This window comes from Enterobacter sp. HMSC16D10, assembly GCF_001807145.1.
GTDB classification, from domain to species: Bacteria; Pseudomonadota; Gammaproteobacteria; order Enterobacterales; family Enterobacteriaceae; genus Enterobacter; species Enterobacter roggenkampii.
Window position 1 is genome coordinate 293,146 of sequence record NZ_KV787817.1, and the last position, 16,559, is coordinate 309,704.

Consider the following 16,559-nt stretch of genomic DNA (forward strand, 5'->3'; position numbering starts at 1 on the left):
ACCACCTCTTTGTCTTATCCATGAACACTCTCTATACTGGCTCGCGTTGCGTTCCAAATAACCTTAGTATCTACAGGAGAATCATATGGTTCTGGTAACTCGTCCGGCTCCGGATTTTACAGCTGCAGCAGTTCTGGGCAACGGTGAAATCGTTGAAAACTTCAACTTCAAACAGCACACCAACGGTAAAGCGACCGTTCTGTTCTTCTGGCCAATGGACTTCACTTTCGTTTGCCCGTCTGAGCTGATCGCGTTCGACAAACGTTATGAAGAATTCCAGAAGCGTGGCGTAGAAGTGGTTGGCGTCTCCTTCGACTCTGAGTTTGTACACAACGCATGGCGTAACACCCCTGTCGACAAAGGCGGCATCGGTGCGGTGAAATACGCAATGGTTGCGGACATCAAACGCGAAATCCAGCAGGCTTACGGTATCGAACATCCGGACGCTGGCGTTGCGCTGCGCGGTTCCTTCCTGATCGACGCAAACGGCATCGTTCGTCACCAGGTTGTGAACGATCTGCCGCTGGGTCGTAACATCGACGAAATGCTGCGCATGGTTGACGCGCTGCAGTTCCACGAAGAGCACGGCGAAGTGTGCCCGGCTCAGTGGGAAAAAGGTAAAGAAGGTATGGCTGCTTCCCCAGACGGCGTAGCTAAATACCTGTCTGAGAACGTATCCAGCCTGTAATCGGCACGGTTTACGAGAAAGGCCCGCTTATGCGGGCCTTTTTTTATGCCTTGCGCTGCGTTTCCCGCCAGATGCGCCAGGCCATGCCCGTCAGCAGGAGCACGCCCGCGATCAGCACGCCCCACACCAGCAGGGCGTTCATCCAGCTCGCCCGCTCGCCTGCAGAGGTGGCGTTTAGCCGCCCCTCACCGCCCAACGCGACATCATCCAGAATATCGGCCTGCGGCAGGTTCGCCATATCATAGGTCTTGCGCAGATCGGCTGGGATCAGCATGTCAGGTTCCACCTGTGCAGGCTTTGCGGCGCCGTTGCCCCAGGCGAGCACGTACGGCGCTTTACCCTGCGCGTTGAACACCAGGTCATAGCGGTCGCGATGCCCCGTGACGCTCGGCAGGTATTCTGGCAGACGCGCATTCAGCGTGGTGATTTTCACGGCCTGCACCAGGTCCCCGTTAAGCGAAACCGATCCGGATGTTTTCCCCTCCAGGCGGTAAATCACCTCTTTTTTCAGGGGATGCCATGTGTCTTTTTCCGTACGCCGCCATGCGATCTCCACGGGAAGGACGCCATCGCCGTTCAGCGAGATGCTGACAGCGCTCAGCGGCTGCGGACGCGTCCAGCGCCACTGCGCTTCGGTTGTCGATAGCTGCTCCCCTTTCCCCTCAAGATTGATCTCTTCCGGGGCCGCCTGCGCAGGTGCGCTGATTGCGTTTACGCCGGTCAACGTTACCCCCTGGCTCTGCGTATTCAGCACCACCATGAGATAGCGATTCGCCTCGGGAGATAAAACCGTGTCGGTATCGATCCGATCGAGCTTAAGGCGATCCTGGCCGCTGGCGACGTCCAGCAGCGGCATATCTTCGCGAAGGGTATACCAGCGCTTAAGATCCTCGCTGTAATAGACCGACGCCGTTCCCTGCCACGGCGTCTGCGGGGTATTCCAGAGCAGCTGCAGCTGGGATATGGCCAGCTCACCCGACGTCTGCTCCGGCAAGCTCAGCAGGTAATGTTGCCCGGCTGCGGCGGCTTTTTGCCCCTCCAGCACAATCTCAACGCCGTTTCGGGAACGGAGCCGGATCTTATCGCTGTCACCGGCGTCTGAGGCAGCCGCGAGCGGCGAGGCATCCAGCGGAAAGAGGCGCAGCGCCGTGGATTGCGCTGTGGCCTGCGGGCGCGTCGCGGCGATCAGGCTAAAGGGAACCGGCTCACCCGACTGGTTAAAGACGCGAACATCATGCAGATCCGCGGATGTGCTCTGCTCATAGACGGCAAGCGGCAGCATCACTCGATACCACCGGGAAGGAACGGACGTGTCGAGTGAACGACCAAAGGCGTAGTCCCGTGGCGATTCCGCCGGTACCTCGTCGCAGAACGCCGGGCCGGAAAGCGCCAGCAGCGCGGTACACGCTACCGCTTTCATCCATTTCATTTTTTATCTCCTGTTTTTGGCGGTAGCGGTGAGAAATAGCCCACGATCAGCACCAGTATCGCCACGCCGATAAACGCCACCGCGCGCGCCAGACCGCCTCCGCCCGCGCTGTCCACCAGCATCAGCTTAACCATCACCACACCCAGCAGCGCGGCCCCGCAGAGCCACTCCTGCCGGGAAGCCCGACGGGTGGCATGGATCATGACCACCAGCGCACTCAGCATCCAGAACAGGGCAAAGCTGGTCTGGATAAGCCGCGAATCCCACAGCGATGCCATATTCCAGGCCACGTCGCCGTACCAGGCCAGGGCGCGCATCAGCGCACCGTTCAGCCACCAGAAGCCAAACGCCATGAGCGCGACGCCAGGCCACGGACGCGCTTGCGCAAGCAATGCCGGGTAGTAGCGATCCACCGCCCGATAAAAGACCACCAGCCCCAGCAACGCGAACGCTGCGCCTTCCTCAAGCGGGTTTACCAGCGGGAGCCAGGTTTGACGATAGACCACGCCGTCCTGGAAATTGGTCACCACCAGCAATACCAGCAGCGCCACGACGGCAGGGATCGGTGCCAGACACGCATAGAGCGCAGGCCATTCCCGGAACGGCCACGCGCGACGCCGTACCGCAGCAGAGAGCGCCATAATCACCCCGCCGCCTGCGGCCATCGCTAATCCGCTGCCCCAGGCCGCCATGCCCCACGGCAGAGACCGGGCAAACAAGTAAAGCTCGGCGGCCAGCGCCAGTAAAATCATCCAGCACAGCGACAGGTGTAGCCCCATCGCGATACGCGGCAGAACCCTTTCACCATCGCGCCGCAGCAGCATCAGCGCGGCAGGAAGTGCAACGCACCAGGCCAGGTTTGACCAGCCGGCGGCAACGATCTGCTGATGCCAGATCTGATACCCCACCATCAGCAGCATAACCGGCCACAGCAGCCATTTGCTGGCGTCCAGCTCTCGCCACGCCAGACGAGCGGCCACCTGCCGCCAGCACCAGGCTGACGCCGCCGTCAGCGCCAGCACGCCCGCCAGAACCGGTAATTCTTTCGTGAGTACAAGCTGCGACGCACCCAGCTGCGCTACCAGCCAGAACAGCAGCCCGCCTGCCAGCAGCGCCCAGCTGACCGGCAGAAAAAGAGTCCGCCACAGCCAGGCCGCTGCCAGCCAGCAAAGGCTGAGGATGGCGAAGATAAGGAGCAGGCTCAGCGACGTAACGCCGTCCGTTTGCGCCCACAGCGCGCTGCCGAGGGCCAGCACCAGCAGCGCCGTCCCGCTATAGCTCATGCGCCGCTGGTGCTGCTGCACGCCCAGCCAGAGAATACCCAGCCCCTCCAGCGCCCAGGCCATTGCCGTCCAGCGCGCCGACAGCGCCAGCGGAATGGCGAGCGTGGCAAACCCGCCGCCGATCGCCAGCGCTGCCATGACCAGCGGCCGTCCGAGGGAGGGATAGCGCCGCAGCGCGAGGTACGCGAGGGTGAGATAAAATGCGCCGTATCCCAGCGCGCTCAGCGCCGGGCCATATTCCCAGTGTCGGGTCATGCCGTACTGCATCCCGAAGCCGATCAGCGGCGGGGCAAACAGCAGCACGCCGTCAACGATCTGCTTCCCTTTCTCCTGCGCCCGCAGCGACAGCGCCACGCTCAGCACGCCGAAGATCAGCGTATTGGCAATCAGGAACAGCTGGCAGATCCAATAGTCTTCAGGCTGGTAATCACTCAGCCCCCACAGGCCGCCCACGCCGAACGTGAACAACAGCCCGAGCAGGTTCAGCTCGCGCCAGTGCTGCCAGATGCTGATAGCAAGAATGCCGATGGACAGCAGGAGATAGAAAGAGAACAGCGCGACAAAGCTGCCGCCCCCGGTAGACAACAGCAGCGGCGCAAGGTAGCCGCCGAGGCTCGCCAGCATGGCAAGGCTCAGGGCCTTCTGCAGCACCGCCAGCCCGACGCTCGCCGCGCAGATCACCACCAGCAGCGCAAAGGCCAGCGTCATCGGCAGCATTTGCCAGAGACGGAAGGCGCCAAACACCGTCAGGTAGAGCACGCCGGTCGCCCCGCCCTGGAGGATCAACGCATAGACGCGCTGCCTGTGCCGCAGCCGCCACCCAATCGCCAGCAGAACAACGGCAAACAGCGCCGCTGCCACGAGGCGCAGCTCAAGCGGGAACAGGGAATGTTCGACGGTATAGCGCAGCAGGAAAGAGAGGCCGAGGAAGAGCAGCAGAATGCCCAGCTTCGCCAGCGGATTGCCCTGCATGAACCAGCGCGCCAGCGACGTCAGGATGCCGCCAAAGGCTGAAGGCTGTTTTGCCGCAGGGGGCGGGGCCTGAGAAGAAGCGGGTTCTGCCACCGCTGCGGGAATATCGGGTCGCCAGGGGTCGACAGGCGCGAGAGCGTCCTCCACCACTGGCGCGGTAATTGCCTCCGGCGCGGCGGTCTGCACCGGTTCCGGCGCGTTCTCAGGCACGCCGCGCTGCTCAAGCGCCTCTATGCGCTGGCGCAGCCGGGCAATCTCCTGCCGCGCTGCCGTACTTCGGTTAAACCCGATAACCGCAAGCACGGGCGCAACCAGCAGCGCAAAAACCAGGAATAAACAGCCAAGGATGTAAAGCTCGTCCATGTTTCCACCTTCACCGTAAACGATCCGTTAAGATTGACACAAATCGTTGCATTTGCGCCATCTTAAAAGGTGGAAACAATAGCGTATTAGCTGCCGAACCAGATCGTCGCGGATATTGCAGGCAGCGCCAGCACGCCGTCCTGTATTGTCGCCTTGCCCTCTTTGCTCTTCCACGCAGCGACATTCAGCAGCGGTGAATCATCCAGCACCACTTCGCAGGCCTCGCCCCGGTTAATCGCCACCAGCACGCGCTGCTGGTTATAAACGCGGGCAAAGACCACGACGTTATCATGAGCGTATACCACCTGGCAGCCGCCGTAGCGCAGGGCAAGACTCTGCTTACGCAGCTTCGCCAGCCGCTGATACAGGCTGAACAGCACTTTGTCCTGTTTCTCTGGTGCCCACGGGAAGGTTTTGCGGCAGAACGGATCGTTGTTGCCGTCCAGCCCCACCTCGTCTCCGTAGTAGATGCACGGCACGCCCGGCCAGGTGAAGAGCCAGGTCACCGCCAGCGGCAGACGCGCGACATCCTTGCCCAGCAGGGATTTAAAACGCGCGGTATCGTGGCTATCGAGCTGGTTAAACATCCGCAGCTGCTGCTGATGCGACAGCCCGGCGCGGTAGTTCTCCATCCACGCCATGCAGGTTTCCGCGTCGATATGATTTGGATCGTAGGAGATATCGGTGTTGGCGAGGAATCCCCACAGCGGGAAGGTAAAGCCGCGATAGTTCATCGCCGCATCTTCCGCATCATTCTGCAGCCACTGGCGCGCGTCACCAAAGTGCTCGCCAAAAACGAACGCTTCCGGCTGTGCGGCTTTTGCCGAGCGCGTTATGCCGGCGACGTGCTGAAGATTGTTCCGCGCCCCGCCCGCTTCGCCGAGCATATGCACCACGTCCAGACGCCAGCCGTCCATATTCCACGGCGCCTTCAGCCAGTGTCGGACGATGCTGTCTTCGCCGCCGTAGATTTCATTAACGAGCGTTGGCGACTGGAAATCCAGCTTCGGCAGGCTCGGGTAGCCCAGCCAGTCCAGCGCGCGGCCCTCCTCGTTAAAACTGTACCAGTCGCGCTGCGGCGAATCCGGGTTATGACATGCCCCGCCCATCGACTGGTTATGCCGATCAAACCACGCATGCGAATCGCCGCTGTGGTTGAACACGCCGTCCAGGATCAGGCGCATCCCCTCTTTTTGCGTATTCTTACGCAAGCGCAGCAGCGCCTCGTCGCCGCCAAACTGCGCGTCAACGTGGCGATAATCTTCGGTATCGTATTTGTGTACGCTCGGGGCTTTAAACACCGGGTTGAGGTACAGCGCCGTCACGCCCAGTTTTTTCAGGTACGGCAGCTTTTCGCTGATACCGTCGAGATCGCCGCCGTAGAAGGTCGAGCCGCCCGCCTGCGCGGTTAACGGCTCATCCCACGCTTTCAGGATAATGTCGTGGCCCGCGGCATGGTGGTAATAGATCTTATCCTGGTCGGCAGTGCGCTTTTCGCTGCGCGCAAAACGGTCCGGAAAAATCTGGTAAAAGACCTGATCGTTAACCCACTGCGGGCCGTTATCCGGATAATCGACCGCAAACTGCTCCAGCCGTGCAGGCGGGAAACGGCTAAACCCCTGCGGGGTAAACCACAGCTGGCGGTTGTTCCACAAAAGCTTAAAGCTGTAGCGGCGGCGCGGCTGTCCGCTGTTCAGATCGATATTCGCCCGCCAGGCGGTAATACCCGGCTGCGGCTGGCTGCGCAGCTTGTGCATTTTCAACCCGGTCTCTTCGTTATCGATTTCGGCGCGGAGCGTCACGCGATCGGGCTGGTTTTCCCCCGCCAGCCAGAGCGTAATCACAAGGTTGTCTTTGTTTTGCTTAACAAATGGGGCAACCGGAAGGTGCCAGGCGTTTAACATCACGAATCCCCTCTGATGAAATTGACGTCACCTTGCCACAGGGTGGTTAAGGATAGCTCACCATGATGGGATTTATTGGGGGAGGAGGACGGGGGAGGAGGCATCAGTGCGGCCTGATGCCCTCACCCTAACCCTCTCCCACAGGGAGAGGGGAAAAGGATGTTACTGCGCTTCCGCCAGCTGACGGTCGCGGCGGCATTTGAACACCCAGCCCACCAGCAGCAGCACGATCCACGCGCAGCCCACGTAGAGCGAAATGCGGGTATCCGGATGGTAGCCAATCAGGCCAATGATAAACACCAGGAAGATCAGCCCGACGACGGTCGTCGCCACCCCGCCCGGTACTTTGAACTTCAGCGCTTTCGCCTCATCCGGCGACAGGCGACGGCGGAAGGCAATCTGCGACAGCAGGATCATGATCCACACCCACACCGTCGCGAAGGTCGCCAGGGATGCAATCACCAGGAAGACGTTCTCCGGCATGATGTAGTTCAGATAAACCGAGAACAGCAGCGCCACGGTCATCACCACAACGGTCACCCACGGCGTGCCGCGGCGCGAGGTTTTGGCGAACACCTTCGGCGCGCTGCCCTGCTCCGCCATGCCGTGCAGCATACGCCCCACGCCAAAGACGTCACTGTTGATCGCCGAAAGCGACGCGGTCAGCACCACAAAGTTCAGAATGCTAGCCGCAAAGGCAATGCCCATATGCTGGAAAGTCAGGACAAACGGGCTACCGTTGGTACCCACCTGATTCCACGGGTAGATGGACATGATCACAAACAGCGTACCCACATAAAACACCAGAATACGCATCGGCACCGAGTTGATGGCGCGCGGAATGGATTTCTCCGGGTCTTTCGCTTCCCCGGCAGTAATACCGATAATCTCGATACCGCCGTAGGCGAACATCACCATCTGCAGCGACATCACCATGCCGAGCCAGCCGTTGCTGAAGAAGCCGCCGTTGCTCCAGAGGTTATGGATCCCGGTCGGCTGCCCGCCGTTGCCAATCCCCCAAATGATGATCCCGAAACCGGCCACAATCATGATGATAATGGTGGCGACCTTGAAGAAGGAGAACCAGAACTCCAGCTCGCCGAACACCTTCACGCTCATCAGATTGACGGCGCAAATGAGCAACACCACGCTCAGCACCCAGATCCAGTGCGGCACCGCCGGGAACCAGACGCCCATGTAGATGCCAAACGCCGTTACGTCGGCTATTGCCACAATCAGGATTTCGAAGCAGTAGGTCCAGCCGGTGATAAACCCGGCCAGCGGGCCGAGGTTTTCCTGCGCGTAGCGGGAGAAGGAGCTGGCGGAGGGGTTATGAACCGACATTTCGCCGAGGGCGCGCATGATGATATACGCCGCCACGCCGCCGATGATGTACGCCAGCAGCACGCTTGGACCGGCCATTTTGATGGCATCTGCCGAGCCATAAAAAAGACCGGTGCCAATAGCAGAGCCCAGCGCCATAAAGCGGATGTGGCGCGTGCTCAATCCACGTTTAAGTTTGTTAGTGCTTTCCATTTAAATCTTGCCATTCAACACGAAAAAAACAAAAAACCACGGGGCCTTAAGCCCCGTGGTTAAACAGTTTGTTGCCGTTGATTAATGGGCGTTCGATGCGACCTGACGCCCTGCAGCACGATCCCAGATAACCGCCAGAACCAGTGCAACAACGGTAGGCATCAGCCAGGCCAGACCCTGCTCGGACAGCGGCAGACGCTGTGTCCAGGCTGGCAGAATTTCAGCGAACGCTGATGCTTTAATCCCGTCAAGGATACCAAAAATCAGGCTGATAAACATGGCTGGCGCAATAATTCGTGAGGAGTTGTTCCACCACGGGCGGGTGAAGCTCAGCACCACCAGCACGATGCACGGCGGATAGATCGCCGTCAGTACCGGAATAGAGACCTGAATCAGGTGGCTCAGACCGAGGTTGGATACCGCCATGGAGAAGATACCAAGGATAAACACCAGGGTACGGTAAGAGAGCGGCAGGTACTGCGCAAAGAACTCAGCACAGGCGCAGGTCAGGCCAACCGCGGTAACCAGGCAGGCCAGGAAGATGAGCGCCGCCAGCAGCATACTGCCTGCACCACCGAAGGTGTGCTGGACGTAGGCGTGCAGGATAGCCGCACCGTTGGCGTTCTGGTCGACCAGCATCGCGCTATCGGAGCCCAGGCGGAACAGCGCCAGATACAGCAGCGTCAGGCCTACACCGGCCATCAGGCCAGCCCAGATGGTGTAGCGGGTCAGCAGACGCGCTTCGGTCACCCCGCGGGAACGCGCGGCGTTAACGATAACGATACCAAACACCATCGCGCCCAGCGTATCCATCGTCAGGTAGCCGTTCACAAAGCCGTTAGAGAACGCGGCGTTTTTATAGGCGTCCATCGCGTCGCTAATCGGGCCTGCAGGCCAGACGATAGCCGCCACCGCCAGAACAATCAGCGCCACAATTTTCAGCGGAGCCAGGAAGTTACCCACGGTATCCAGCAGCTTGCCCGGATAGAGGGAAACCAGAATCACGATAGCGAAATAGATCAGGCTGTAGATGAACAGCGGCATCGCGCCGTCACCGGTCAGCGGAGCAATACCCACTTCGAAGGAAACGGTCGCGGTACGCGGGGTGGCAAACAGCGGACCCACGGCCAGGTAGCAGACGGTAGCCAGCAGAACGCCCGCCACTTTGCCAATCGGGGTGCTGAGGCTATCCACACCGCCGCCGACTTTCGCCAGCGCGATGACGGTCAGCACCGGCAGACCCACGGCAGTAATCAGGAAACCAAACGCGGCGGTCCAGACGTGTTCACCCGCCTGTAAGCCAACCATTGGAGGGAAAATGATGTTGCCTGCGCCAACGAACAGCGCAAATGTCATAAAGCCCAGCGCGATGATGTCACGCGATTTTAAGTGATGGGTCATAAAACCTTACTGCCTGTGGATGTGGTGTTGAAAACATTGAGATTTTCGCTGCCCCTGACGGGACGATACAGCCGAAAATTTGCTCAATTTTAGCGGGATATGCTCCCGTCCTGGCGTGGAGAAGAATAGTTTTTCGATTTACCACGCAAATACAGTCGGTCTGACAGTATCTGGGGGGCAATTTAAACGCTTATAACGTTTAAAGGCAAGGTGGGATCGTAAAACCAGAACAATATGCCAGCATGAAAATACACTCCAGCACAATACGCTAATTATAAGAAAAACCCATGGCTAATCATGCGAACAAAAAACAGCCAGCCGTATAAAATTCACACGCGTTTCGCTTGACTGCAAAGCAAACGGGCCAGCGATGGCTGACCCGTGGAAAGGTAAAATGACACGCCTGCCGTCAGGCGATCTTTTTGGCAATTAATCGTTCCGGGATCACGAAGCTGAAGCGGGTTCCTTTACCCAGGGTACTCTGAATATCGAGACGGCTTTCATGGTGATTCACCGCGTGTTTCACAATCGCCAGCCCCAGGCCGCTTCCGCCCGTCTGCCGCGATCGCGCTTTATCCACGCGATAGAAGCGCTCGGTCAGACGCGGAATATGCTCCGGCGCGATCCCCGGCCCGTTGTCTTCCACGCTAAACTCGGCCCCCGTTGGAGTATGCTGCCAGCGCACCACGATCTCCGTCCCTTCCGGCGTATGGTTTACCGCGTTATACACCAGGTTGGAGATAGCGCTGCGCAGCTCATCTTCACTGCCCAGCACCTTTAGCGTGTTGTCGACCTCAAAGGTCAGGTGGTGCTTTTTGTGGCTTAACGTCTGCGCTTCACGCTCCACGACCCGCAGCATCATTGGCACATCAATGGTGTCATTCAGCGCGAGCGTGGGTGCTGCTTCAATCTTCGAGAGCGTCAGCAGCTGCTTCACCAGGCCTTCCATCCGGTGCGTTTGCTCGCGCATGGTGTGCAGCGCTTTTTCACGCGGCGCACCTTCCAGCGTTTGCTCCTGCATCATCTCCAGGTAGCCCTGCAGCACGGTCAGCGGGGTACGCAATTCGTGACTGACGTTGGCGAAGAAGTTGCGGCGCGCCCCTTCCAGCTGGTGCATCTGGGTGACATCGCGCGCCACCATCAGCCACTGCTTATCGCTGTAGGGCATCACGCGGATCTCCAGATGGCGACCGTTATTGAGCTTGAGATTGTGCGGACGGGTAAAATCACGCTTTTTCAGGTACAGCGTAAACTCAGGATAACGCAGAAGGTTGAGGATATTCTGGCCATTATCGTCCGGCCAGCGCAGGCCCAGCAGCTGCTGCGCCAGGCCGTTACACCAGAAGATCGTCCCTTCTTCGGTGGTCAGAATGACCGCATCCGGTAGCGACTCCGCACCGCTGCGAAAACGCTTAATCAGGCTTCCCAGCTCGCGGCGGCGCTTTTTATTTCGCATCTGCATCTGGTGCAGACCGTACAGCAGCGGCTCCCAGCTGCCGCTTCCGGGCGGCGGCGTCATGCTTCGGTCAACCCACAGCCACCAGGAGAGGCGCAGCAGGTTCCAGAAATGCCAGATCAGCAGCCCGGTGACCGACGCCAGCAGAAACCACGGCAGATGTCCAAGAAAGGCCCCCAGAATGAAGGCCGGAATACAGCATAAGATCAGTTCAAAGACGAGCCTTTTCCATGACAGACGTTCCAGCACGCGTCACACTCCTGTCATTGTTCAGAAACGGGTAGAAAAACGATAACCCGTGCCGCGGACCGTCTGCACCATGCGATCGTGGCCGCTCAGTTCCAGCGCTTTTCGCAGGCGGCGGATATGTACGTCAACCGTCCGGTCTTCGACATACACGTTAGTTCCCCAGACGTTATTCAGCAACTGCTCGCGGCTGTACACGCGTTCCGGGTGGGTCATAAAGAAGTGCAGAAGTTTAAATTCGGTAGGCCCCATGTCGAGGGGATTTTCACCGGTCATCACGCGGTGAGAAGTCGGATCAAGGCTCAGCCCCTGCATCTCAATCACCTCTTCCACCGCCATCGGCGAAATACGGCGCATCACGGCTTTAATGCGGGCCACCAGCTCTTTGGGGGAGAACGGTTTGGTAATGTAATCGTCCGCGCCGGTCTCCAGACCGCGCACACGATCCTCTTCTTCTCCGCGCGCCGTAAGCATCACAACCGGGATGTCGCGGGTCAGCGCTTCACGCTTCAGGTGTTTGATAAACTGCAGTCCGGAGCCGCCGGGCAGCATCCAGTCCAGCAGAATCAGATCGGGCCAGGGTTCATTCAGCTGGTTCACTGCGCTGTCATAATCTTCCGCTTCAACCGGCTGGAAGCCGTTTTGCTCGAGCACGAAGCACACCATTTCACGAATTGGAGCTTCATCTTCTACGACCAGAATACGTCTCGCCATACTTTGCCCTGTCTTATCTTATTTACGTTACAAGTTTGTAATTCGGCGCCATTATGCGTCAGATTTATGACAGATTTATGAAAAACAGTACCACTATAAATGGCAAACTGTTGTTTTATTACAGCGGTTATTTTCCCTTCTCTGAACGTTTATAATCCTGCTTTCTCTTTTTTGCCACGGATCAGCTATGCGCATACTTCACACCTCGGACTGGCATCTGGGTCAAAATTTTTACAGCAAAAGCCGTGCGGCTGAACATGAAGCGTTCCTGAACTGGCTGCTGGAAACGGCCCGGACGCATGAGGTGGACGCGATTATCGTGGCGGGAGATATTTTTGATACCGGCTCGCCGCCGAGCTATGCCCGTGAGCTGTACAACCGCTTCGTGGTGAATCTGCAGCAAACCGGCTGTCATCTGGTGATTGTCGCCGGCAACCATGATTCCGTCGCGACGCTTAACGAATCCCGCGACATCCTGGCGTTTCTCAATACCACCGTCGTCGCCAGCGCCGGGCACGCCCCGCAGATCCTGAAAAAGCGCGACGGGTCGCCCGGGGCGGTACTGTGTCCGATTCCCTTTTTGCGTCCGCGCGACATCGTGCAAAGCCAGGCGGGGCTGTCGGGCGCGGAAAAGCAGCAGCATTTGTTACAGGCGATCGCCGATTATTACCGCCAGCAGCACGCCGAAGCCTGTGCCCTGCGCGGTGACCAGCCGATTCCGGTGATTGCGACCGGGCACCTCACCACCGTCGGGGCCAGTAAAAGTGACGCCGTGCGTGACATCTATATCGGCACGCTGGATGCCTTTCCGGCGCAGCACTTCCCGCCCGCCGACTACATTGCGCTCGGTCACATCCACCGGGCGCAGATCGTCGGCGGCTGCGAGCACATCCGCTACTGCGGCTCGCCTCTTTCGCTCAGCTTTGACGAAACGGGCAAAGCCAAATCCGTGCATCTGGTGAGCTTTCGCGAGGGCAAACTCAGCGCCGTCGACACGCTGGAGGTGCCCGTAACTCAACCGCTGGCGGTGCTTAAAGGCGATCTCGATGCCATCACCGCCCAGCTGGAGCAGTGGCGCGGCGTCGAGCAAGATCCCCCCATCTGGCTGGACATCGAAATCACCACCGACGACTACCTGCACGATATGCAGCGGAAAATCCAGGCGCTGACCGAAGACCTGCCGGTAGAGGTCTTGCTGGTGCGCCGCAGCCGCGAGCAGCGCGAGAAAATTCTGCTAAGCGCTCAACGCGAAACGCTCAGTGAACTGGGGGTCGAAGAGGTATTTGAACGCAGGCTCTCACAGGAGGAGATTGACGATGCGAAGCGCGCAAGACTCAGCGAACTGTTCAGCCATACCCTGCATGCGCTCAATGATGAGGAAGAAAACGCATGAAAATTCTGAGCCTGCGCCTGAAAAATCTCAACTCCCTCAAGGGCGAGTGGAAAATTGACTTTACCGCTGAGCCGTTTGCCAGCAACGGGCTGTTTGCCATCACCGGCGCAACCGGGGCAGGTAAAACCACCTTGCTCGACGCCATCTGTCTGGCGCTTTATCACGAAACGCCGCGCCTGAATAAAGTCTCCCAGGCGCAAAATGACCTGATGACCCGCGACACCGCCGAATGTCTGGCGGAAGTGGAGTTCGAGGTAAAAGGCACCGCCTATCGCGCCTTCTGGAGCCAGAACCGGGCGCGCAACCAGCCGGACGGTAACCTGCAGGCGCCGCGCGTGGAGCTGGCGCGCTGCGAAGATGGCAAAATCCTGGCCGACAAAGTGACGGATAAGCTGGAGCAAACCGCCGCACTCACCGGGCTGGACTACGGGCGCTTTACCCGCTCGATGCTGCTCTCTCAGGGGCAGTTTGCCGCCTTCCTTAATGCCAAGCCGAGCGATCGCGCCGAGCTGCTGGAAGAGCTGACCGGCACCGAAATCTACGGTCAGATTTCCGCCATGGTGTTTGAGAAACACAAAGCGGCCCGCAGCGTGCTTGAAAAGTGCGAGGCGCAGGCGGCGGGCGTCGTGCTGTTGAGCGAAGAACAACAGCAGCAGTTACAGCAAAGTTTGCAGGCACTTACTGACGCAGAGAAAACCCTGCTGGAACAGCAGCAAAACCAACAGAAACATTTTCAGTGGCTTACGCGCCATGATGAGCTCGTGCGCGAGCAACAGCGCGCCGCCGCGATGCAGCAGCAGGCGCAACAGGCGCTGACGGAAGCTGCGCCTGAGCTGGCAAAACTGCAGCTTGCTCTGCCCGCCGCCCAGCTGCGACCGCTCTGGGAGCATCAGCAGGAGCAAACCGCGCGTCTGGCACAAACGCAGCAGCGAATTATCGAAGTAAATACTCGCTTACAAGCCAGAACCGCGCTGCGTTCACGTATTCGCAATACCGCCCTGCGTAACCACGAGCAGCTACAGGCCGAACTGACGGCGCTGGCGCAGTGGCTGACGGAGCACGAGCGCTATCGTCTGTTAGGCCAGGAGATTGCAGGCTGGCGCGCCCAGTTCTCTCAGCTTAACCGCGATAAAACGCAGTTAGCCTCGCTTGCTGCGCGGATAGGTGAATTACGCAACAGGCTGGCTGCGATGCCGGAAAACGCGCTGACGCTGACGGCGGATGAGGTCAGCGCGGCCATGGAGCAGCAGTCCAGGTCCCGCACGCTGCGCCAGCAGCTGACGTCGCTGCATGCCCGCTATCAGCCGCTGCAAAAGCGCCTGCGCCAGAGCAGTGAAAGCGTGCAGAAGGCCCAGGCCGAACAAAATAAACTCAATGAAACGCTGACGCTGCGCCGCCAGCAGTACAAAGAGAAAAACCAGCACTATCTCGATCTAAAAGCCCTGTGCGAAACCGAAGCAACAATTAAGAAGCTGGAGCATTACCGCTCCCGGCTTGAGGCGGGCAAACCCTGTCCGCTGTGCGGTTCCTGTGAACATCCCGCCGTTGAGCAATATCAGTCGCTTGAGCTGACGGATAACCAGCGCCGCCGTGATGCCCTGGAAAAAGAGGTCGTCGCCCTTAAAGAGGAAGGCCTGCTGGTGCTGGGACAGGTCAATGCCCTGACTCAGCAGATCCAGCGCGAGACAGACGACGCGCAGACGCTTTCTCAGGAAGAGCAAGCGCTCACTAAAGAGTGGGTGGCAGCCTGCACGTCCCTGAACATTACCTTGAATATTCAGGACGATATCGCGCCATGGCTGAACGAACAGGAACAGTACGAGCGCCAGCTTTATCAGCTCAGTCAGCGTCTCACCCTGCAGAACCAGCTCAACGAACAGGACGCGCAGGAGCGGCAGTATCAGCAGCAGCTGGCGGCCACGCGGCAGGCGCTGGAACATGCCCTGCTCGCGCTCTCACTTAACGCACCTGAAGAGGGTCAGGAAGTCGCCTGGCTTCAGGCCCGCGAAGCGGAATTCGCGCAGTGGCAGGAGAAGCAAACGCAGCACGGCGTGCTTCAGGAACGCATAAACGCCCTGAAGCCGCTGCTCGACGCGCTTCCGGCAACGAACAGCGAAGACGCCGAACCGGTTATTCCTGATAACTGGCGCGCCATCCACGACGAGTGCGTGTCGCTGCAAAGCGAGCTGACCGCGCAACAGCAGCAGGAAGGGCTGGAGCGAGAGCGCCTGCAGCAGTCGCAGACGCAGTTCACCGCGGCGCGCTCGGCGAGCTGCTTTGCCGACCAGGACGCGTTTCTTGCCGCCCTGCTGGATGACGATGCTATTCGCCACCTTGAACAGCTGAAACAGTCGCTGGAAAACCAGATCCAGCAGGCCGCGGCGCTGTCCGGGCAAGCTAACCAGCAGCTGCAGTCTCATCTGGCGCTGCGCCCGGAAGGGCTCGACGCCGATGCCGCCACGCTGCAAAGCCAGCTGCAGCAGCTGGCGCAACAGCTGCGCGAGAACACCACGCATCAGGGCGAGATCCGCCAGCAGCTTAAGCAGGACAGCGATAACCGGCAGCACCAGCTGGCGTTGATGCAGCAAATTGAAGAGGCCGCGCGCCAGGCGGATGACTGGGGTTATCTGAACGCGCTGATCGGCTCCAGCACCGGCGACAAGTTCCGTAAGTTCGCCCAGGGGCTGACGCTGGACAATCTCGTCTGGCTGGCTAACCAGCAGCTTAACCGTCTGCACGGGCGTTACTTATTGCAGCGTAAGGCCAGCGACGCGCTGGAGCTGGAAGTGGTAGATACGTGGCAGGCGGATGCGGTCCGCGATACCCGCACCCTCTCCGGCGGCGAGAGCTTCCTGGTCAGCCTGGCGCTGGCGCTGGCGCTTTCCGATCTGGTGAGTCATAAAACGCGAATCGATTCCCTGTTCCTGGATGAAGGGTTCGGCACGCTCGACAGTGAGACGCTGGATACCGCGCTGGATGCGCTCGACGCGCTGAACGCCACCGGGAAAACCATTGGCGTGATCAGCCACGTCGAGGCGATGAAAGAGCGTATTCCGGTGCAGATCAAAGTGAAGAAGATTAACGGGCTGGGGTACAGCAAGCTGGATAAAGAATTTGCCGTGCAGTAAAGGTCCACTCCACATGTAGGCCGGGTAAGGCGTAGCCGCCACCCGG

The 16,559-nt window shown here is 59.3% G+C and carries 10 protein-coding genes; 3 read left to right on the forward strand and 7 right to left on the reverse strand.

The window, feature by feature from the left end; all coding sequences use genetic code 11:
* Positions 1-85 precede the first annotated feature (85 nt).
* Positions 86-688, forward strand: coding sequence for a peroxiredoxin (locus HMPREF3143_RS01595; RefSeq protein ID WP_008503347.1), 603 nt, complete (start codon positions 86-88; stop codon positions 686-688).
* A 43-nt stretch (positions 689-731) separates the two neighbouring features.
* Here the strand turns inward: HMPREF3143_RS01595 and HMPREF3143_RS01600 are convergent, their stop codons facing one another.
* From HMPREF3143_RS01600 to phoB, 7 genes are all read right to left on the reverse strand, one after another.
* Positions 732-2,117 carry a DUF3999 domain-containing protein gene (locus HMPREF3143_RS01600; protein ID WP_070531515.1) on the reverse strand — a complete coding sequence of 462 codons (1,386 nt, stop codon included), beginning with the start codon at positions 2,115-2,117 and terminating at the stop codon, positions 732-734.
* Positions 2,114-4,735 (reverse strand): DUF2339 domain-containing protein, encoded by a 2,622-nt coding sequence (locus HMPREF3143_RS01605; protein WP_070531519.1) that lies wholly within the window; start codon positions 4,733-4,735, stop codon positions 2,114-2,116. The genes HMPREF3143_RS01600 and HMPREF3143_RS01605 overlap by 4 nt, the downstream gene beginning before the upstream one ends.
* Before the next feature lie 86 nt (positions 4,736-4,821).
* A complete protein-coding gene (malZ, locus tag HMPREF3143_RS01610) occupies positions 4,822-6,639 on the reverse strand; it encodes a maltodextrin glucosidase (protein ID WP_032656533.1) in 1,818 nt (605 codons plus the stop codon).
* 162 nt (positions 6,640-6,801) lie between these two features.
* The gene (proY, locus tag HMPREF3143_RS01615) at positions 6,802-8,175 is read right to left on the reverse strand and encodes a proline-specific permease ProY (RefSeq protein WP_032656531.1); all 1,374 of its coding nucleotides are present in this window, start codon (positions 8,173-8,175) and stop codon (positions 6,802-6,804) included.
* An 81-nt stretch (positions 8,176-8,256) separates the two neighbouring features.
* Positions 8,257-9,576, reverse strand: a complete 1,320-nt coding sequence (gene brnQ, locus HMPREF3143_RS01620; RefSeq protein WP_008503262.1) for a branched-chain amino acid transporter carrier protein BrnQ — start codon at positions 9,574-9,576, stop codon at positions 8,257-8,259.
* 409 nt (positions 9,577-9,985) lie between these two features.
* Positions 9,986-11,281, reverse strand: coding sequence for a phosphate regulon sensor histidine kinase PhoR (gene phoR, locus HMPREF3143_RS01625; RefSeq protein ID WP_008503264.1), 1,296 nt, complete (start codon positions 11,279-11,281; stop codon positions 9,986-9,988).
* A 21-nt stretch (positions 11,282-11,302) separates the two neighbouring features.
* The gene (gene phoB, locus HMPREF3143_RS01630; RefSeq protein ID WP_008503265.1) at positions 11,303-11,992 is read right to left on the reverse strand and encodes a phosphate response regulator transcription factor PhoB; all 690 of its coding nucleotides are present in this window, start codon (positions 11,990-11,992) and stop codon (positions 11,303-11,305) included.
* Between the two features lie 187 nt (positions 11,993-12,179).
* Between phoB and sbcD the strand changes: the two genes are divergently transcribed.
* Both sbcD and sbcC read left to right on the forward strand, forming a co-directional pair.
* On the forward strand, positions 12,180-13,385 hold the full coding sequence (gene sbcD, locus HMPREF3143_RS01635) for an exonuclease subunit SbcD (RefSeq protein ID WP_039023723.1): 1,206 nt from the start codon (positions 12,180-12,182) through the stop codon (positions 13,383-13,385).
* Positions 13,382-16,513, forward strand: coding sequence for an exonuclease subunit SbcC (gene sbcC / locus HMPREF3143_RS01640; RefSeq protein WP_070531524.1), 3,132 nt, complete (start codon positions 13,382-13,384; stop codon positions 16,511-16,513). The genes sbcD and sbcC overlap by 4 nt, the downstream gene beginning before the upstream one ends.
* Positions 16,514-16,559 lie beyond the last annotated feature (46 nt).